Annotated in this window: 19 protein-coding genes; 16 read left to right on the top strand and 3 right to left on the bottom strand. The window is 41.4% G+C overall.

Annotation, left to right across the window (positions count from 1 at the left end):
• The first annotated feature begins 51 nt into the window (after positions 1-51).
• The 4 genes from VM640_RS10755 (at position 52) to VM640_RS10740 (ending at position 3,768) form a co-directional block, all read left to right on the top strand.
• Positions 52-354: a hypothetical protein gene (locus VM640_RS10755; RefSeq protein WP_325392049.1), complete on the top strand. Its 303-nt coding sequence runs from the start codon at positions 52-54 to the stop codon at positions 352-354.
• The gene (locus VM640_RS10750; protein WP_325392067.1) at positions 309-1,976 is read left to right on the top strand and encodes a heavy metal translocating P-type ATPase; all 1,668 of its coding nucleotides are present in this window, start codon (positions 309-311) and stop codon (positions 1,974-1,976) included. The genes VM640_RS10755 and VM640_RS10750 overlap by 46 nt, the downstream gene beginning before the upstream one ends.
• Positions 1,977-2,344: 368 nt before the next feature.
• Positions 2,345-2,797 (top strand): PspC domain-containing protein, encoded by a 453-nt coding sequence (locus VM640_RS10745; protein ID WP_325392047.1) that lies wholly within the window; start codon positions 2,345-2,347, stop codon positions 2,795-2,797.
• Entirely contained in the window at positions 2,797-3,768 is a 972-nt protein-coding gene (locus tag VM640_RS10740) for a LiaI-LiaF-like domain-containing protein (RefSeq protein ID WP_325392045.1), read from the top strand. Before VM640_RS10745 ends, VM640_RS10740 begins: the two co-directional genes overlap by 1 nt.
• 919 nt (positions 3,769-4,687) lie before the next feature.
• Here VM640_RS10740 and VM640_RS10735 read toward each other — a convergent pair.
• The 3 genes from VM640_RS10735 to VM640_RS10725 form a co-directional block, all read right to left on the bottom strand.
• Entirely contained in the window at positions 4,688-6,469 is a 1,782-nt protein-coding gene (locus tag VM640_RS10735) for a methyl-accepting chemotaxis protein (RefSeq protein WP_325392043.1), read from the bottom strand.
• 65 nt (positions 6,470-6,534) lie between these two features.
• Positions 6,535-8,715 carry a GGDEF domain-containing protein gene (locus VM640_RS10730; protein WP_325392041.1) on the bottom strand — a complete coding sequence of 727 codons (2,181 nt, stop codon included), beginning with the start codon at positions 8,713-8,715 and terminating at the stop codon, positions 6,535-6,537.
• A gap of 29 nt (positions 8,716-8,744) precedes the next feature.
• The gene (locus VM640_RS10725; protein ID WP_325392039.1) at positions 8,745-9,458 is read right to left on the bottom strand and encodes a phospholipase C/P1 nuclease family protein; all 714 of its coding nucleotides are present in this window, start codon (positions 9,456-9,458) and stop codon (positions 8,745-8,747) included.
• A gap of 247 nt (positions 9,459-9,705) precedes the next feature.
• On the opposite strand from VM640_RS10725, the gene VM640_RS10720 reads away from it, so the two are divergent.
• The 12 genes from VM640_RS10720 to arsA all read left to right on the top strand — a co-directional run bounded on the left by VM640_RS10720 (position 9,706) and on the right by arsA (position 20,089).
• The gene (locus VM640_RS10720) at positions 9,706-10,407 is read left to right on the top strand and encodes a response regulator transcription factor (protein WP_325392037.1); all 702 of its coding nucleotides are present in this window, start codon (positions 9,706-9,708) and stop codon (positions 10,405-10,407) included.
• Positions 10,408-10,518: 111 nt separating this feature from the next.
• The gene (locus tag VM640_RS10715; RefSeq protein WP_325392035.1) at positions 10,519-11,388 is read left to right on the top strand and encodes a phosphate ABC transporter substrate-binding protein; all 870 of its coding nucleotides are present in this window, start codon (positions 10,519-10,521) and stop codon (positions 11,386-11,388) included.
• 209 nt (positions 11,389-11,597) lie between these two features.
• The gene (gene pstC, locus VM640_RS10710; RefSeq protein ID WP_414647959.1) at positions 11,598-12,461 is read left to right on the top strand and encodes a phosphate ABC transporter permease subunit PstC; all 864 of its coding nucleotides are present in this window, start codon (positions 11,598-11,600) and stop codon (positions 12,459-12,461) included.
• Positions 12,458-13,297, top strand: coding sequence for a phosphate ABC transporter permease PstA (gene pstA, locus VM640_RS10705; RefSeq protein WP_325392031.1), 840 nt, complete (start codon positions 12,458-12,460; stop codon positions 13,295-13,297). The genes pstC and pstA overlap by 4 nt, the downstream gene beginning before the upstream one ends.
• A gap of 12 nt (positions 13,298-13,309) precedes the next feature.
• The gene (pstB, locus tag VM640_RS10700) at positions 13,310-14,065 is read left to right on the top strand and encodes a phosphate ABC transporter ATP-binding protein PstB (protein WP_325392029.1); all 756 of its coding nucleotides are present in this window, start codon (positions 13,310-13,312) and stop codon (positions 14,063-14,065) included.
• Positions 14,066-14,082: 17 nt separating this feature from the next.
• The gene (phoU, locus tag VM640_RS10695; protein ID WP_325392027.1) at positions 14,083-14,739 is read left to right on the top strand and encodes a phosphate signaling complex protein PhoU; all 657 of its coding nucleotides are present in this window, start codon (positions 14,083-14,085) and stop codon (positions 14,737-14,739) included.
• 669 nt (positions 14,740-15,408) lie between these two features.
• On the top strand, positions 15,409-15,540 hold the full coding sequence (locus VM640_RS10690) for a hypothetical protein (RefSeq protein WP_325392025.1): 132 nt from the start codon (positions 15,409-15,411) through the stop codon (positions 15,538-15,540).
• 491 nt (positions 15,541-16,031) lie between these two features.
• On the top strand, positions 16,032-16,232 hold the full coding sequence (locus tag VM640_RS10685) for a hypothetical protein (protein ID WP_325392023.1): 201 nt from the start codon (positions 16,032-16,034) through the stop codon (positions 16,230-16,232).
• Between the two features lie 267 nt (positions 16,233-16,499).
• Positions 16,500-16,817, top strand: a complete 318-nt coding sequence (locus VM640_RS10680) for an ArsR/SmtB family transcription factor (protein WP_325392021.1) — start codon at positions 16,500-16,502, stop codon at positions 16,815-16,817.
• Positions 16,807-17,892: an ACR3 family arsenite efflux transporter gene (gene arsB / locus VM640_RS10675; protein ID WP_325392019.1), complete on the top strand. Its 1,086-nt coding sequence runs from the start codon at positions 16,807-16,809 to the stop codon at positions 17,890-17,892. The genes VM640_RS10680 and arsB overlap by 11 nt, the downstream gene beginning before the upstream one ends.
• A 65-nt stretch (positions 17,893-17,957) precedes the next feature.
• On the top strand, positions 17,958-18,350 hold the full coding sequence (arsD, locus tag VM640_RS10670) for an arsenite efflux transporter metallochaperone ArsD (RefSeq protein WP_325392017.1): 393 nt from the start codon (positions 17,958-17,960) through the stop codon (positions 18,348-18,350).
• Positions 18,351-18,352: 2 nt separating this feature from the next.
• Positions 18,353-20,089, top strand: a complete 1,737-nt coding sequence (arsA, locus tag VM640_RS10665) for an arsenical pump-driving ATPase (protein WP_325392065.1) — start codon at positions 18,353-18,355, stop codon at positions 20,087-20,089.
• The last annotated feature ends 388 nt before the right edge of the window (positions 20,090-20,477 follow it).

The following is a 20,477-nucleotide window of genomic DNA, read 5'->3' as shown; positions in this document are numbered from 1 at the left end:
AACTATCATATTTGGATAGTCGTAAATTTGTTCCAATAAAGGGGAAAAAAGATGAGCGTAATTGAGGTTATTCCGGATAAAACACTGGGTAAAGTTTGGAGTCGGCATGGGGGGGTGATTATTACTGCTCTTTGTCTAGGATTTATTATCTTGGCATGGTATCACGGTCAGGATGGTAAAACCGGATTTGTCATTTTTTTATACCTGTTGGCGTATGCCATTGGAGGATATCACAAAGCTTGGGAGGGACTGCAGACTCTTTTCAAGGAAAAAGAATTGGACGTTGATTTACTTATGGTTGTGGCGGAATTGGGGCAGTTAGCATCGGTTATTGGAAAGATGGGGCAATACTAATCTTTATATTCTCGCTAAGTGGTGCCTTAGAGGGCTATACTATGGAGCGTACCAATAATGCAATTGAGTCTATAATGAAATTGCGGCCTGAAGAAGCTATAGTTTTAGATGGAAACGTAGAAAAACGAGTACGAGTTGAAGAGTTAAAACAGGGAGATATTCTTATAGTAAAGCCCGGAGAAAGGATTGCTGCGGATGGGATTGTAAACGAGGGGTATTCCGCAGTGAATCAAGCTTCCATCACGGGTGAATCAATTCCCACGGACAAATCTCCCGGTGACGAGGTTTTTGCCGGTACGATGAATGGTCAGGGAACATTGGTTTTTAAAGTTACTAAACCTGCGGAGGCAACATTACTAGCTAAAATTATTAATTTAGTCCAGGAAGCGCAAAGTGAAAGACCACCTAGTCAATTATTTGTGGAACGTTTTGAACGGACATATGCCAAGATAGTTGTTGCAGGTGCAGTATTAATGGCTACTGTACCACCCTTTATTTTAGGCTGGACTTGGAGCGAAACAATTTATAGGGCGATGATCTTTCTCGTTGTAGCATCTCCTTGTGCTTTGGTTTCCTCTGTAATGCCCGCAGTCCTGTCAGGCATCGCGAATGGAGCCCGAAATGGTATCTTATTCAAGGGAGGGGCCTACCTCGAAGCCATAGGAAACCTTAGGGTTGTGGCGTTTGATAAAACAGGAACGCTAACGGAAGGGGTACCGAAAGTTACCGATATTGCCACATATGGTAATTACTCAGAAAATGAGTTGATAAGTATTGCCGCTTCACTGGAAACATGGTCAGAACACCCGATTGCTAAAGCTATTCTTGGTGTGGCAAAAGAGAAAAGTATTGGCTTATTGCCGACAACTAAATTAGAAGCAATACCAGGTCTGGGAATTCATGGTTCAGTTGATGGTCGGGAATGTAGAATTGGCAAAATGGATCTGATCGAAGGGTTGACATTATTCGAACAAGAAAAAAAGACAGTTCGCCAGTTAGAGGATCAAGGTAAGACTGTCATTTTTGTTAATGTAGAAAACGATGTGATTGGTTTTCTAGCTGCTGTTCAAGATACTCTACGTCCTGAGGCCCAAGAAACAGTAAAAACGCTTAAACAGATGGGGATCAAGGTCGTGATGCTAACCGGCGACAATGCTTCAACTGCTCAAATAATTGGCAAACAAGCAGGCGTTGACCAAGTGTATGCCGAACTCTTGCCGGAACAAAAAGTGGAAATCATAAAAAACATTGGAGAGCACGGAAAAGTAGCCATGATCGGCGATGGTGTGAATGATGCTCCTGCCCTAGCCGCTTCTTCAGTAGGCATAGCTATGGGAGCAGCCGGAACAGATATAGCGTTAGAAACCGCTAATGTGGTATTGATGGCCGATGATATTTCTAAGGTTCCCTATGCTATTTCCTTAGGTCAGCGTAGCATAAGAGTTATAAAGCAAAATGTTACTTTTGCGATTGCCGTAATTCTTACGCTTGTCGTGTCAAACTTCATAGGTTATGTCAATCTACCTTTGGGTGTAATAGGACACGAAGGTAGTACTATTGTTGTAATCATAAGCGGTCTCCGTTTGTTAAGGCAATTGCGAATTCAATCATCAATACCCTAATACATGCTGAAGGCTATCGAATACTTCTTTACTCAATTTACAATTTCACGTTAAATTTTTGATTATTTCAAATGCCTTAGGAACACAAGTATCTGCTGGTTATCTAAGAGTATAAGAACGTGCGAACGACATATAAACAGAGAGTTCACGACATCGGGTAAGCGTTCATTTTGAGAAAGCCCGACGTAGTGAACCCTCAAACGTTATGTGCAATAACTTAACTTCCAGGCGAGCATCGATTCGCTCTTCTAATAAGACAATAAAATTTTGTTATCCCCTCTGAAACTTTATGAGATCTTTACGCGTATATCAAGTATGAAAACAAATTTTAAGATTAAAACAAGAACACAATTCGGGAGGAAAGAAACATGACAGAGAGACTATATCGTTCAGGAGTCGATAAAAAATTTGGCGGAGTGTGTGGGGGTCTAGCAGATTACTTTGATATTGACGTGACGTTGATCCGACTTATTGCCCTGGTTACCATTTTTATGGGGGGGATGGGATTACCTGCCTATATCATTGCTTGGGTGATTATTCCTTTAAATCCAGCGGATCAGATAGGGGGACATCCACGTAATGTAGGGGATGAAATCGGTTCGAGCGTTCATGATTTTTCGGGTAACGCTCAGGGTTTTGCCGAGGATCTACGGTCGGCCGATCCAGGACGTCGGAAGAGATATGTAGGTATTGCTTTAATCGTCCTGGGAATTCTATTTTTATTGGAACGTTTCACGCATTACTTCTTTGATTGGGGTAAGATGTGGCCGATCATTCTCATTATTATTGGAATCGGAATGATCTGGAGGAGGGATAGATAATGCGCCATGTAGTAGAATCGTTGAGTCAGGGTTTCCTTTTTATCGTTTTGGGAATTGTTTTTTTCCTCAATACGTATGGAATTCTGTCCTGGAGTTTTTGGATCAATGTCGTGGACCTCTGGCCACTGCTCTTCATCTTAGGTGGGATCGCCCTCTTATTCAATAAACGGATTCCGTTCAGTACGGTTCTACTCGTTTTTTTGATCGTGCTAGTGGGGTATTCCTTTGTCCCAGGGGTCGATCATAGCAAGGATCAAGGACCGTTTCATCTGAGTTCGGGTGGAGGTGGAGCAATGGATCTCGTTGTTCCGATGGAGCAGGGGATCAAAAAAGCAAATGTTACGCTTAATTTAGGGAGTGCAGACATTAATTTAAATACGGCAGCGCCAATTTCTGATTCCAAAAACGTGCTTACCGGACATTATAACTGGGCGGCTAATGCAACTCCTTCCTCTGATGCTGCACCTAAGCTATCCCGGGCCAGAAACGGTGATGCGTTAAATATCCTATTCAATTCCGAGAAAAAAATTGGTAAAGGGGAAAGTAAGCTGGACTTTACGCTTAATCCCCAGGTGGACTATGGAAAAATGGAAATCAACGCGGGAGCATTTAACGGAACCTTGGATTTAAGCCAATTGCGGGTTAGTAATCTCAATATTAATAGTGGGGCAAGCCAGCTCGAATTACGCTTTGGAGACACGGGTACTACGACTCAAGCGGATATTAATGCGGGAGCCTCAAAAGTTACGTTGGTCGTTCCCGATCAAGTGGGGCTCAAAATTAAGGTCAGTGGATTTACGAACAGTACTAATTTTGCTGGAGACGGCCTATTTTTGCAGGATAAAGAATGGTTGAGCCCCAATTATGACTCGGCTAAGACTAAAATCAATATGACGATGTCGGTAGCTGCAGGAAAAATCGATTTAGTAAGGCCACAAACTCCAGGAGTTAGCTCGAATACCACCTATTAATTAGCACTTTTCTAAGGAGATCCGTCAGGGTCTCCTTTGTAATCCTGTCAGTACGTGAATTAGACATTTGGAATAATAGGTGAAGGATTTAGGAACATTATTGTCACGTTTTCTAAAAACGTGGAGGGCAAGAAAAAATACGATGGAAATTAGAAATATTAGCGTAATCTATTATCGAGCAAAAATAATTGCTAAGACTATTAAAAGAAGCCCCAATGTTGCACCGAGCGTATTGAAAACGAGATTTGAGTCATCCTTATGTACCTTTTGAATAATAGTAACTAGATTATTTACAAAATAGAAACAAGAAATTGGAAGTAGATATACTAAAAAACTCAACAAGTTCCCTCCTCTCTTTTATTGGCATACCCCCAAAAATAATGACTTGATTTTATTGCACATATTCTTACTAGAGTAAGGACTGTAGTAAGGGGGAGAAATTTGTAGCTTTAATTTTTATTCACTGAACTTGATTTAATCTATCATCAAATTTAAGAAAGGAACTACATCATTCCTATGTTCAAAAAATATGAATGATGTGTATAAAACGTTACTTATTGGTATAAACACTACAATAAAAGTTTTTCTTGACGTTTGCACTTATTGGAGCTTAATTATTATCTAATGATTTTTTTATAATTGTACCATATTTTTCCTATGAAAGGCTACCAAGCATTTTCAGCTAACGGAATTGATTGGAACTCGATGCTTGTATCATATATTGGCCTGGTATTGTTCTTCATTGTTTGGTTAGCTTATAAAATCAAACATAAAACGAAAATGATCCCGCTTGAAGAATGTGATTTTGAAGTAAAATAAAAAAAGACAATCCTGTATTCCATCAAAGATTGAGTAACGAAAAAAGTACCTTTTCCACGCTTAGAAGCAGAAGAAATAGGTGCTTTTTTGTTTTCCTTATTCAATTCATTTCTTGTGTTTCTGTAGTATCCGGGCTATCTGTGGCATCTGTCGTATCCTTTGCCGCGAGATGAAAACGGTTCATTTCCTGTTGAAGGTTTTGAGCCAATTCTGAGAGGCTGAGACTTGCCATTTTTAAGTCTTCAAGAGTAGCATTTTGTTCTTCGATTCCGGCATAAACGGTTTGAGCCTGAGCAGCCGTCTCTCTGCTGACTTCATCGACATCACGAACTGAGGTTGTGACCTTTTGACTTGAGGTCGAGATGTTATAGATCGAGCGTGTGATTTCTTGAATTTCACTTACGACGTTTTGAATAAGCTCGGTTATGTCAGTAAATCCTTCCCCTGCATGATCTACGACTTCAATTCCTTCAGTGACTAAGATCGCTTCATTTTGCATTGCCTTAATCGCATTTTGTAAGTTATTTTCGTTTTCTTGAATCAGAGAAACAATTTCATGAGTTGCCCCTTCCGTTTGCTCGGCAAGCTTACGGACCTCTGCAGCGACAACGGAGAAACCAAGACCGTGTTCGCCCGCCCGTGCTGCTTCAATTGCTGCATTGAGAGCCAGTAGATTCGTTTGACCGGCGATTCCAGAAATGACTTCCGTAATATCTGAAATTTGATGTGAACTCTGCGATAATTTCTGAATGGCCGCTTGGACAAGCTTTGTCCCTTGACCAATATGAGCCATTTGATTCACCGCTTGTCCGACAGTTTTTTGACCCTGTTGAGCTGTGTTTTCTGTTTGTTCGACAAGCTTAGTGATGCTTGAACTATGTTGGGCAATTGAATGAACGGTTAAAGAAATCTCTTCTACACTGCTTAAGGTGCTGTTAAGAGCGGTCGATTGTCTAGCCGTTCCTGTGGCGACATGATCGATTGAGGCGGCCATTTGCTCTGAGGTCAGGGCCGTTTGTTCTGTTACGAAGAGGAGCTGGTCTAAGGAATCGGCTACGCGTTGTGCGGAATGAACGACACGGTTGACGAGATACTGAAGACTTTCTAACATCTTGTTCACTCCGTCAGCGAGTCGTCCTACTTCGTCCCGGGCTTGACCCGTTAGGGGCTTAATATCTAAATTCCCTTCAGCAATCTCTTCAACAGTCTTGAGGATCAGCTTCAAGGGTTTTGAAATTAAACGAGATAACCATAATCCTAAAAGTAAAGCGATAAGACCAGCTGCGAGGGGAAGTCCAAATAGAACTTTTTCAGCTCGGGCAAAATTAAGATTATCTCTTGCAATTGTCGATCCAGCTTTTTGGGTGTTAAATTCCAGTAACTCAGTGTAGATTGTATTAATTTCGGTTAAACTTACTGAGGTCTTTGTTTGATAGTCCTGATAGATCTGAGCTGGGTTTTCGGTGTCAATTCGGGTGAAAATATTTTGCCGTTCTGTCTTCATTTGGGTCGAAAGTTCTTCTAAGCGGGTTAGACGCTGAGTTTCGTAAGGTTCGAGATTCATCGCCTGATATTTTCCAAGTGCTTCTTCACCTAGAGCTGCGGAGATATTGGCTTCTGTTAATAGTGTGCGTTGTTTGCCTGATTCGGTTGAAGCGAGAAGAGCTTGGGTCATGGATAGTTCAGAGCTTTTCGAACTGTTCTCGGCGTCGCTCAAAAGTTTAATAGAAAGGGTCGAATTAGAGTAAATTGAATTCATGGCTTGTTTGGCCTGAAGATAATAAGAGTAACCTGTAAAACTTAAACCTACCATAAATAGAATCATAAGGACAACCAGAGAAATGATTTTCGAAGCGGTTTTCCAATGCCGAAATCCGACCATAGATGCCAGTCCCTTCTCTAATTTGATCAAAAAAGAGGTTGATGATTTGGTTTATTACACCAGCATTAGGTAATGTGAAGAGGCTCAATACGATAGGCATTTCCTGGAATAGATTTAGTCTTTTTTTTGAGATGAGCGGAATGTTCCGCTATTTCAGCGGGATTTAAGGAATGATTCCCTGGCAGGATGAGGGCAGCTAAAGCGACACTGAGTTGTTCTGCTCCAACCATATGCTCGGTTTTCAATGTGAACTCCGAAATAATTTCTTGACAGAGTTCCTTAAGGTGGGGGTCCTCCGTGATTAACAAAAAATCATCCCCACCGATGTGGCCGACAAAGGTTTGCTCATGGAAGGAATCAGCTATTGTGAGCAAAATTTCGCCCAATATTTTGATCACAATATCTCCTTTTTGGAATCCAAAGGAATCGTTATAAAGTTTAAAATGGTTGAGGTCTGCGTAAATGAGGGTAAACGGATTGTTATTATTAATCCTTTTTTGAATTTCTTGTTCGATTGTAATATTTCCGGGTAGACCGGTTAAAGGATTTGCTCCTTGCGCAATCTTGATCGCCGTAGCAGACATAGCCTTGATAAGAGAAGCAACATTGACCATGCCAACCGCCATCTGCTGGTGAATAACGACGAGCCCATCGTAGAGTTGAGCATCGGAGCGGGACATGGCAATGCTCGAAGCAACTTCAATCGGCGTATTATCTTCGATGATCAGGGGGTTTTTATCCATAAGCAGGGTGATCGGACGTTCTGAATAAAGGCTAACTCCGTATCGGGTTCCTAGCGAAGAATAAAATTTATCACGATGAATTACCCCGACAATTCGTTCTTGTTCGCTGACTCCAATAAACCAGATATTAGGATGAGTTCGGAAATATTCATCAACTAAACGAACGGAAGATTCGGGGGCGAAGAGAGGGAGGGGTTCGACCAACGAAAGGACGGTATTTCCCTCATTGACTTCCACTTTGTGTCGTTTTTTTACCAATTGCAGACTTTCAGGATTGATTTCAGGTCGTTCAAAGGATGGGCGGGCAACAAAATAGCCTTGAACGTAATCCACACCCAATTGAACAACCGTCCTCATTTCCTCTACAGTTTCGACTCCCTCGGCGAGAAGGTGACATCCAATTCGGTGGGAAAAGGTACTAAAAGTTTCGAGCAAGGCCCATTTCGTCGGATCAGTATGGATGGATTGAATCAGCGAACGATCAATCTTCAGAAAATCAGGGTGAAGTTCAGCGATCGATTGTAAAGAGGAGTATCCTGTCCCGACATCATCTAGAGCGATAAGGTAGCCCTGATTTCGATAGTGTTCCAAGGCTTCACGGAAGGTTGAAAAATCTTGAATAGCGCTTCGTTCCGTAATTTCAAGTACGACACTGGAAGGAGTCAAATTTCTCTGAGCGAGAAGTTTACGGGTTTGGCCCGAGGCGAAGTCTGGATCGGTTAGAATTTGAGGATCGACGTTAAGAAATAAAAATTCTTGAGGAGTTAGAACATTAGAGGAGTTTAAGATAGCGCTTCGCCGGCATAAGGTTTCAATCGGGTAGAGTTCCCCAATTTTCTCAGCAAACGGAAAAAGTTCGGCGATGTTTGAGAAATGAGTAGTGCCCTTCATCCGGGCTAAGGCTTCAAAGCCAAATACTTCGCCGTTTTTGATATTTAAGATAGGTTGATAGGCTGAAGTCAAATGTTTTTCCGGATCGATCAATAATTGACGAATCTCGTCCTTGCGCTCATCATAGTGGGGATCAGGTTCTGATTTATTTAAGCGGAAAGCTTCCTTCACGGCGTTATAAAGCAAATAATCTGCACTCCTTGTGGGTTGAGCTTTACACTCTACAAATCCGGCGCGAATGCGGATATTCTCGCTCACGAATTCCTGTATGTGCGTGTTAATTCTGTTCTGAAGGGAAGGAAGCCAGGGATCAATAAAGGGTTTAAAATCAAAGGCTGTCTTAGCATGGGGTACAAAATAGACAACAAAGTCATCTCCTCCCCTGCATTCAAGTAGAGTTGTTTTAAAGTGATGAGCTTGTTGCCGAAGGGTCTGATTAATTTCTTTTTCAACTTCTTCGAGAATTCGATTACAGGTTTTATAACCTCGTCGAAACTCTACTTCATGAAATTTAACAATATCTAAGTATAGGACCCAGATGGAATGTCCGTCGCGGAGAAGTTGATATAACTGCTTTTCATGAGGTGGGTTATAGTGTGGAACTTTGTTCATATTTAATCCCCTTTAGTACTTACGGGTAACTATTGAAGTCTTAAAATTACACCTTGAAGTTGATTTTTCATGAAATCTAAATATCCCGCAGTCGTTTTGATTGTCAAAGGAATTATGTCTTGCGCCGCATCCTTATAAGTTTCTTCATTACAATGGGCATGAGTGGAAACTAAAGAGTAATAGGAGGCTGACTGCTGGGCATTAGACTCAACGTATTGACTGGGATGCGTGAAATGGGGATATATCCCTCCTTGATTAACTGAGTAATCTTCCCAATGCTGAGTCACCCATTTTTCAAATTCTTGATGCCCATCGAAAACAGATCCTACAGCGTGATGAGGTTCAGTCATGTCCTGAATGATATGAAGTGAAGCACCAAAATAAAACATTCCCTTTAATACATCTTGCGGAAAATAAGATAGGGCATGATTGAAGTAATATTGAGCTTCAGCAGTTGCTCCAGGCCAGTGGGTACTTCCCGACTTTTCTGGGTTAGCGTAAAAATGACAGACATTTTTCCAACCCCGATCAGCCCAGAATAAGCCTTTACGAATTTGAGCGTGATAAGGTTGGAAAAATGTCCGGACATCCTCTTTCCCGTCGAGTGTTAATACCTCATAAGCTTGACGGAGAAAGTAGTCATGACTCACTCCAGGTGTGTCTAAAAAATACTGCAGCGGAGCCATGGGAGCTAAAAAGAACTTTGTCATCTTTACCAGTGCAGGGAAATTTTCTTTGCTCATGTCATACCTCTCTTTTACTATTTACATTTAAAAGTTTATACTTTTAAAGTAAATTCAATATTAGCGAGGTGTTAGGAATAATTAAAGGAATGTAAAGCTCAGGTAAAAAAATTCATAAAATCAAACCTTAACGCAGAGGATTAACACAACATTAACAATAAATTAACGTATGCTTCATTTTGAGTTAACATGAGAAGAATAAACTGATTTCAATGCTTAATACTCCAACCGGCGGGAGGGACGTCTAATGCCTAAGATTTTGTTGATTGAAGACGAACAAGAAATTCAAGAACTGGTGACTTATAATCTGGCAAGGGAAGGGTATGATGTTAAAGTAGCCGGGGATGGGAAAAAAGGATTGGAGATGGTATATGCAGAGCATCCGGATCTAGTGATGTTAGATGTTATGTTACCTGAGCTGGATGGCTACGAAGTCTGCAAAGCGATTCGAGCGAATAAGGAAAGCGCAAATCTACCCATAATAATGTTGAGCGCGAGAGATGAAGTGGCAGATAAAGTGATTGGGCTCGAATTAGGGGCAGATGATTATGTGACCAAGCCTTTTAGTACGCGGGAATTAGTCGCGCGGGTAAAGGCCAGATTTCGTGAGGGTAAGCGTAATAGTGGCCCAGAGAGGGAAAAATCCATCGTCTGGGGCGAACTAGAACTTTGGTTAGATAGCTATATCGCTACCGTAGCAGGGGAGAACATGAATCTAACCGCTAAGGAGTTTGAACTGTTGCATATTTTCCTCAAACGTCCGAATCAAGTCTTTAGCCGAGAATATCTCATGCAAAAGATTTGGGGTTATCAAACGAGTGGCGATACGCGAACTGTTGATGTTCATATCAGTAATTTACGGAGCAAGCTCAAATCTCTGGGCCCAGTCATTGAATCCGTACGAGGTATAGGCTATCGTTTCGCTTCGAGCCAACCCCCGAAAAATTAACACACCCTTTACGTTTAATTCATGGTTAATTAACAAAGATTAACTATAATTCATTTGTGATATTGCTTCGCATGAATTTAAAACCACCAAATTTAAGGAGGAAATCAAAACATGTTTAAAAACAAGTCCAGAATTGCTATCGTTAGCACAGCCTTAGTCGCTTTATTAGCCCTTTCGGGTTGTGGACAAGCTGCAGCTCCTCAAGCAGGAAATACGGCTGCTACAACTGACAAGAAAACAATTACGGCTGCAGGTTCTACTGCGCTGCAACCCCTTGCTAAAATTGCTGCTGATGACTTTATGAAGAAAAATGCAGGGGTACAAGTTAACATCAGTGGTGGTGGATCCTTTACTGGATTGAACAATGTTGCAAGTGGCTCTGTTGAAATCGGAAACTCTGATGTAACTGCAGATTCTAGTCCCGACACAAAAGATAAAGGCTTAGTTGATCATCAAGTTGCTGTTGAACCGTTCCTTAACATTGTCAACAAAGATGTTACCGTGGATGATTTGACCCAAGCTCAATTGACCGATATCTACACGGGTAAAATCACAAACTGGAAAGATGTTGGCGGTAAAGATGAGAAAATTACTATCATTGGGCGTGCTGCTTCTTCCGGGTCTCGGGCAACCATTAGCAAAGTTGTTATGGGTGGCAAAGATTTCACAACAGCTGCTACCGCTCAAGATTCCACAGGTAACTTGATCACAGGTGTAGCGCAAACGCCTGGATCTATCGGATACATCGATGCTGCTTATTTAAAAGATACGATTAAAGCTCTGAAATACAATGGTGTTGCCTATACTGCAGATGCAGTCATCAATGGACAATATCCAATCTATTCTTATGGACACATGTATACGAAAGGTGAAGCTACAGGAACAGTTAAAGCTTATCTCGACTATATCATGAGTGCAGATTTCCAAAATACAAATGTTGAAAAAGCTGGATTTATCCCTGTAAGCAAAATGAAAAAATAATTAAATATCATAGATTGAATAGTAAACCAAAAACTTAAAAACCCAGGAAATAAAATCCTAACCCCTTGTTGAGATGTCGAATCTTAACAGGAGGTTAGGATTTTTAACATAGACTTTACAATTGTTTAATTCGGGCTTAACAGAGGCAAGCTAAAGTAGATTAGTACATGTATTCGATGGAGGTGGGAATTTTGCCTCGAAGTAGGTCCATGGTTTATTTTAATGATCGTTTGTTTCGCTATCTTTTTATTGCAAGTGCAGTTCTGGTCTCATTGATTATTATCTCGATTATCTGGTTTGTGGGGAATCAAGGGCTAGCTACCTTCCGTCAAGTAAGTGTAGTTGAATTTTTCACAAGTAGCCTATGGAATCCTAGTAACGGAAATTTTGGAGCGCTTACATTTATCACGGGATCCCTTGCTTCAACCTTGATTGCTATACTGATCGGAGGACCTTTAGGCCTAGCCGGCGCTGTATTTATGGCGAAGATTGCTCCGTCTCGGGTAAGGCAGATCATGCGCCCGGCTACAGATCTCTTCGCAGGTATTCCTTCAGTGGTGTATGGCTACGTCGGAATTACGCTTCTGGTCAGTTTCATACGCAAAACGACCGGTTCACCTACTGGGTTTGGATTGCTAGCCAGTGGTATAGTGCTGTCGATTATGATTCTTCCTACCATCATTAGCATTACTGAAGATACCCTGCGTTCGTTGCCTGATACCTATGAGCAAGCTTCGTTAGCGTTGGGAGCAACTCGTTGGCAGACGATCTGGAGAGTTTTAGTTCCAGCAGCATCACCAGGCATACTAACGGCCCTGATTTTAGCGATGGCTCGAGCGATTGGCGAGACCATGGCTGTCCAAATGGTCATAGGTAATTCATCGAAATTCCCAGATTCGTTGGTGAGTCCGACTTCAACGTTGACGAGTAATATTGTGATGGAGATGGGAAATACTCCTTTTGCTTCGACTTGGAATAATGCTTTATTTTTAATGGCCTTAATTCTTTTGCTGATTTCCCTCATCCTCATTATTCTCGTACGTCTCGCAGCTAGGAAGGGGGCTGCCCAATGAACCCTAAAAAAATGGATAAATTGGCGACGGGAGTGCTTTGGATAGCTGCATTGATGATCATTGGGTTGCTCGTCTGGTTTTTAGTCTATATCTTAGGCCGTGGACTACCCTACCTCAATCTTCAATTTCTTACGGGTCCGGATGGAGTGGGGGCTCAACTCTTTAATTCATTTTATATCCTCTTTCTATCACTTCTCTTTTCTTTACCCATCGGGATTGGAGCGGGCATCTATTTAGCGGAATACGCCCCCCAGAACAAGCTGACGGATTTAATTCGACTGAGCGTGGAATGTTTGGCTAGCGTACCCTCAATTGTATTTGGATTATTTGGTATGATTATCTTTGTGAATCTACTGGGATTGGGTTATTCAATTCTCGGAGGAGCAGCAACCTTAGCCCTCTTGAATTTACCTATTCTTGTACGTGTAACGGAAGATTCCTTACGCTCTGTCCCTTCAAGTTATCGTGAAGCAAGTCTTGCTCTGGGGGCCACGATGTGGCAAACTATACGTAAGGTTGTTCTTCCAACGGCGTTACCCGGGATTATTACCGGAATTACGCTCGTTGCAGGACGGGCTTTAGGGGAAACTGCGATTTTGATCTTTACAGCAGGGATGAATGTCTCTCGTTATCTTTTCGATACCAACCCAATGGCAGCAGGAGAGACTTTAGCTGTTCACTTATATGCAGTTAAGGCCAATCCATTGCCAGGTACAAATGCTGACGCCATTGCGGATGGAACTGCGGCGTTGTTGATTATCATGGTGCTGGTTTTTAATTTATTACTCGCCTTACCAAGTCGTTGGATGCAGAGACGACTTGGCAAAGATGAATAAAGGAGTCTATTTATGAGGGATAAAATCGTTGTTGAGAACCTGGATCTCTTCTACGGTGACAATCAGGCGTTAAAAAACATTAGTCTCAAGATGCCTGAGCGGAGTGTTACGGCGCTAATTGGACCGTCAGGGTGTGGAAAGTCAACCTTTATCCGCAGCTTAAATCGTATGCATGACCTTTTGCCTAATGTTAAAATCTTAGGTAAAATTAGAATTGATGACCAAGATATTTATAATGATGCTACTGATATTTCGCTTTTACGGAAACGGGTCGGCATGGTCTTTCAAAGTCCAAATCCCTTTCCAAAGTCGATTTATGAAAATGTTGCTTACGGACCACGAATTCATGGCGAAACGTCTAAAGCTCATTTAGATGAAATTGTTGAGGTTAGCCTTAAAGGTTCCGTTTTATGGAACGAGGTAAAAGATCGCTTACACAAGAGTGCGATGGGACTCTCTGGCGGACAGCAACAAAGATTGTGTATAGCGCGGCTTTTGGCAGTGGAGCCAGAAGTACTTTTAATGGATGAGCCAACCTCGGCACTTGATCCGATTTCGACAATGAAGATTGAAGAATTAATTGGTCAATTAAAATTAAAGTATACGATCGTTATTGTCACGCATAATATGCATCAAGCCTCACGAATTTCTGACCAAACGGCTTTTTTCTTAAGCGGAGAGCTTGTTGAAACAGATGAGACAGGGGTATTATTCACGCGACCGGCGGATCAGAGAACCGAAGATTATATTTCCGGCCGTTTCGGTTGATAAGGGAGGAATCTAGTGTGCCAACACGACAATTATTTGATCAAGCTTTAGATGACTTGAATGAGAAAATATTTCGTTTAGGGGATATGGCCAGGAGCCAGGTTAAAGACGCAATGACTTCCCTAGATAAACAAGATTTAGAGTTGGCGAACCAAGTCATTACTGGTGATCTGCAAGTTAATGAATTGCAAGCGGAGATTGAAGAGCAATGTATGCTCCTCATTGCTACACAACAACCCTTTGCCAAGGATTTGCGTAAGATTGTAGGTAATTTCAAAATTTCAATTAATCTTGAACGCATAGGCGATTTAGCAGTCGATCTCGCCAAACTTTCTTTGCGTATTGGTAACGAAAAGTTAATTAAACCGCTTATTGATTTACCACGTATGGTGGAACTTGTCCGCGAAATGATTACCCAAGGCCTAATGGCAGGTAAAAATGAAAATACTGAGGAAGCGCTGGCTATGGCGGCGAAGGATGACATCGTAGATCATCTTTATAACCAGATTTTTAGTGAGTTGCTGATTTTAATGATTGAAGATCCGAAGAAGATCCATCAATCTACTTACCTTTTGTTTGCAGCTCGGGCTCTAGAACGAGCGGGAGATTATTGTACGAACATCTCGGAAGAAGTGCTCTATATTGTAGCCGGAAAACGAGAAGATTTAAATTAAGTTAAAAAAGGAATGAAAGACTTTGAACCGCAAGAGGTTCAAGGTCTTTATTTTATACTAACAGAAAGTATAAGTTTTGGGCAGATAAACTCTAAGTGCAACCAGCGGTTTCGCTTTCCTACGATGAATGCGGTTAAGTTCGGCAGGATAAGGCGACTAAGGTCACCGCTTTGGCGCTGACCAAGTCTTCTATATCCTACGATGCATGTATTTATGTCCGGCAGGATAAGGCAACTAGGGCTACCACCTTCGCTAGGGCTTGGTGCTAGCCAAGTTTTCTTTATCGCAAAGCTCGGCGAAAGCCGGGTTTTCTTTATACTAACAGAAAGTATAAGTTTTGGGCAGATAGCATAAGTGCAACTAAGGCTTCCGCCTACGCTAGAGGCTTGGCGCAAGCCAAGTTTTCTTTATACTAACAGAAAGTATAAATTTTGGGGCAGATAGTATAAGTGCAACCAGCGGCTTTCATTCTCGCTGAAGCTCGGCGAAAGTCGGGTTTTCTTTATTCTCTAAAAAAGTAACATATGTCTTACAAAACATTTATTTTAACTTAATGTTATCCTTTTATAATAAAGTTAGAGGAACAGATTATTAATGCGATTTGGGGAAGTGTATCCCATTGTTTTATGATATTTTCTTGTCACGATGAGCTGAGGAGGAGAAGATAAAATGCAAAAATGGGAATATTTGATTGTAGATTCTAATGAAATTCCTAAACAGGGTTTTCTAAAAAGAAAAAGCAGAGAAGTTTTTGAGGCTCAAATAAATTCTTTGGGTGAACAGGGTTGGGGATTTGAGTAGTTTACAGAGAGAGTTTACAATAAGAATTGTTCATGCCTTCCCACTATATAAAGGGGAGTGAAATGCTCCCCCTCATTTTTTTTTACTAACAGAAACTTCCATGAACCTGCCGATTCACAGGGAGGTATGAAAATGTAGTCCATTTTCGTAAGAAAGTATAAATTTGGGGGCAGATAAACTCTAAGTGCAACCAGCGGTTTTCGCTTTCCTACGATGCAAGTAAGTTAAGTCCGGCAGGATAAGGCGACTAAGGCCATCACTTTGGCGCTGGCCAAGTCTTCTTTATCCTACGATGCAAGTAGTTAAGTCCGGCAGGATAAGGCGACTAAGGCCATCGCTTTGGCGCTGGCCAAGTCTTCTTTATCCTACGATGCAAGTAAGTTAAGTCCGGCAGGATAAGGCGACTAAGGCCATCACTTTGGCGCTGGCCAAGTCTTCTTTATCGCAAAGCTCGGCGAAAGCCGGGTTTTCTTTAGAAAGGAGTGAAGGATTTGAAAGACGAAAATCAAATCGTGGAGGAAATTCTCCAAACGGTTGGGCTTGAACCCCTAGGCTCAACGATGCCAAAGGGTTGTCGTGCCACTCAGCTGAAAAACCTCAAAGCTAATAGAGAAATTACCCAAAGGCGACTACTTCGCAAGAAAGAAATTAAAGAACCTCCCATAATTAAGCTAGGCTCTCATCACGATTGAGGCTCTAGCTTTTTTGATTATAATGGCTTTACTCATATTTTGAAAAGATGTTTAAGAAATTTGAATAAAAGCAGATTAAATAAGGGTTACCAAGTGATTTGAGTAAATTGCTTGGATGCTCTTTTTATTCTTGCCAAATTATTTTGACTAAGATCACAAAAATTATTTTTAAAAGATCCTTAAAACATATTGATATTCTTCGATACAATACCTATAATTAACCATAGAACATATCGATGAAGATAGATTTGAGGTGATGATAGTCCTATGAAAAATAATTATGAAAGTAATGCGAAAGTGTTTAAAGCGCTTTGCGATCCGAATCGGTTGATGATCATTGAAATGTTACAAAGTGCTGAGAGGTGTGCTTGCGAGATTTTAGAGGATCTGAATATCGGGCAATCCACCTTATCTCACCACATGAAGATACTTTGTGAATCAGGACTTGTAGACAGTCACCGTGAAGGAAAATGGATGCACTATTCTTTAAGCACGGCAGGATGTGAAACTGCGAAGAATTTGCTCAATGATATTACAAGAAAAGTAGATAATTATAATGTCGGAGGTTGCAATCATGAGTGCTAAAAACACAGCCAAGCTATCTTTTCTTGACCGCTTTCTAACCTTATGGATCTTTCTAGCCATGGGGATTGGAATTTTAGGGGGGGTCCTCTTTCCGAATGTCGCGAAGACCTTAGAAAGTATGAGCACTGGCACGATTTCCTGGCCCATTGCCATCGGTCTAATTATTATGATGTATCCTCCGTTGACCAAAATAAAGTACGAAGAAATCGGTAAGGTGGCCAAGAACAAGAAGGTGCTCGCACTATCCTTAATCCAAAACTGGATTGTGGGTCCACTATTGATGTTCGCACTTGCGGTATTGTTCTTGCCTGATATGCCTAACTATGCGATCGGGCTAATCATTATTGGGCTTGCACGCTGTATTGCCATGGTTATTGTTTGGAATACACTGGCCGAAGGCGATAATGAATATTGCGCTGCCTTGGTTGCTTTAAATTCAATATTTCAGATTATATTCTATTCGGTATATATCTATATCTTTGTCACCGTCTTACCCCAATGGTTGGGACTCTCCTGGGGAGGGCAAGTCGTTAATGTTTCGATTGGGGATGTTGCCAAGAGCGTTTTGATTTACTTAGGCATTCCTTTCGCTGCTGGATTTCTAACACGGTTTATTCTGTTAAGGGTTAAGGACAAAGACTGGTATGAAAACGTATTTATTCCCAAAATCTCGCCACTCGCCTTGATTGCCTTATTGTATACCATTATCGTGATGTTCATCTTAAAAGGGCAGTTTATTGTTGCTTTGCCGCTTCATGTTGTTCGAATTGCTATTCCTCTTTTAATCTATTTTGCGATTATGTTCTTAATCAGCTTTTATATGTCTTATAGGCAAGGCATAAATTATGAACAGACCGTAACGCTCTCTTTTACAGCGGCCAGCAATAATTTCGAGCTTGCTATTGCGGTTGCAGTTGCAGTTTTCGGGATTTCTTCAGACCAAGCTTTTGCTGCAGTTATAGGTCCGCTCATTGAAGTACCGGTTATGATTTCGCTGGTCAACCTCGCTCTTTTCTTTAAGAAAAAATATTTTAACAAAAACGGAGTTCCCAAGACAATCGCTAATATCGAATAAAGAAACGATGCTATTTCAGGCAAATAAGCTTATTTCTCTAAAAATAAATTAAAGGAGCGATTTTAATGAAGAAAATGCAAATCTTTGAACCAGCAATGTGCTGTTCTACGGGTCTATGTGGGGTCGGTGTTGACACTGAATTGCTTCGAATTTCAGCCGTTCTCAATGCACTCAAGAAAAATGGAGTTGAGGTTGACCGTTTTAATCTTACCAATGCGCCCATGGAGTTTGTGAACAATAAGGTGGTCAATGATTTTCTCAATACCAAAGGGGTTGACCAACTGCCGGCTATCGTTTTAGAGGGCGAAATCATAATTACAGGTAGATACCCTAGTAATGAGGAATTCGCGAAGCTCCTCGATATTCCAAGTCACTTTTTGGGTGAGCAACCCAACGCCTTTAAAGTTATTCAGAAAAGTTCAGGGGGATGTGGTTGTTCGGACGGGAGCTGTTGTTAAAGATGGAAATATTTAATCCACTGAAAATAAAACTTACGAAATATCTCTTTTATACAGGCAAAGGCGGCGTAGGTAAAACCTCAACGGCTTGTGCTACCGCAGTCAATCTCGCAGACAACGGCAAAAAGGTGCTTCTCATCAGCACTGATCCAGCATCAAACTTGCAAGACGTTTTTAACATGGAGCTCACGAATCAGGGTGTTCCCATTAAAGAAGTGCCTAATCTTGTGGTTGCTAATCTTGATCCAGTTCAAGCGGCAGCGGATTACCGGGAAAGTGTGATCGCTCCTTACCGAGGCAAATTACCTGACGCTGTGCTCAATAATATGGAGGAACAGTTGTCCGGTTCCTGTACGGTTGAAATAGCTGCTTTTAATGAGTTTTCAAACTTTATAACGGATGAAAAGATGCAAAAAGAATACGATTATATTATTTTTGACACGGCACCAACAGGACATACCCTCAGAATGCTGCAACTTCCTTCCGCATGGAGCAATTTTATTAGTGAAAGCACCCACGGCGCATCCTGCTTGGGACAGCTATCTGGATTGGAGAGCAAAAAAGAGATTTATAAAAAGGCAGTTGAAACCTTAGCTGACGGTAAATTAACAACACTCATTCTTGTTTCTCGTCCCGAAGAGACACCTCTTAAAGAGGCAGCAAGAGCATCTGAAGAGCTTGCGGATATTGGCGTCAACAATCAGATGATGATTATTAACGGTGTGCTAAGCTCGTATGATGATCATATTTCTGAGAGTCTGTATCACAAGCAGCAGAGGGCACTCACAGAGATGCCACAGGGTTTACAGAACTTTGTTACTTACACTGTGCCGCTCAGAGCTTATAACATTACAGGAATGGATAATGTGAGGGCATTGCTGACCCAGGATAATTATAGTGGCCGTGAAGAAAAGCTTCAGGCTCAAACCATCCTCCAGCTTAAAGATGTGATTGATAACCTTTACAACTCCAATAAAAAGGTTATTCTCACGATGGGCAAAGGCGGCGTCGGTAAGACGACCATTGCAGCAGCAATAGCCATGGGGTTATCCGCAAAAGGTAAAAAGGTACACCTTACGACCACCGATCCTGCGGCACATCTCAAATTCGTGATCAATGAAACCAGTGGTATTACCATGAGCCATATCGACGAGCACGCTGAACTAAAAAAATATCAAGAGGAAGTGCTGGCCAAGGCCAGAGAAACGATGGCTGAGGAGGATATAGCCTATATCGAGGAAGATTTGCGCTCTCCTTGTACGCAGGAAATTGCTGTGTTCAGAGCTTTTGCCCAAATCGTGGAAAAAGCGGAAGATCAAGTGGTTGTCATTGACACCGCGCCGACCGGGCACACGCTTCTGTTGCTGGATTCTACCCAGAGCTATCATAAGGAGATCAAACGTTCACAGGGTGACATTCCTGAATCTGTGAAAAATCTTCTACCGCGCCTCCGTAATGCGGATGAAACCGAGGTCATCATTGTTACGCTTGCCGAAGCCACACCTGTCTATGAAGCGTTGCGGCTCGAAGAAGATTTGAAACGTGCAGGCATTGCGACTAAATGGTGGGTCATTAACTCATCACTCTATCACACAGGAACAACGAATCAACTTCTGTCGGCAAAGGCTAGTCATGAGATCGAATGGATTAACAAGGTAGATGAACATTCAGGTGGAAACTTTGCCATTATTGCTTGGAGTGCCGATGAACTCAAAGGAGATAAGTTGCTTGGGATTTAAACGTATTTAATATCTAGCCAGAGACCCGATATGTTATCTATACTACTTTAGAGACAAGTCTTATATTATAAGGCTTGTCTCTATGTTTAAATGAATATAATGTTAAAATAATATTTTTTATTGAAATAAAGAACGTACACTTCGATATAAAAGAGTTAAAAATGGATGCACCAGCAAAACACCAGCCAAGCTCTAAAATGCCTAAAAATGAAGGAAGAGTAGTTTTCCAACTTAACAAAATGCATACTATGATTTCAGTGCAAAAAGTCTTTGAAATTGTAACCTATTTTTCCTCTGTAGACTGTTATAAATTCATTTTACCATCTTATGGATAATATTATCTGGATCATCCATCGAAAATGGCGATATTAACACAAGGTGGTGAGGT

The sequence above is a fragment of the Desulfitobacterium sp. genome (genome assembly GCF_035539115.1).
Taxonomy (GTDB): Bacteria; Bacillota; Desulfitobacteriia; order Desulfitobacteriales; family Desulfitobacteriaceae; genus Desulfitobacterium_A.
Note: the sequence above shows the minus strand (reverse complement) of the source record. Positions and strands in the feature narration are given on the sequence as shown.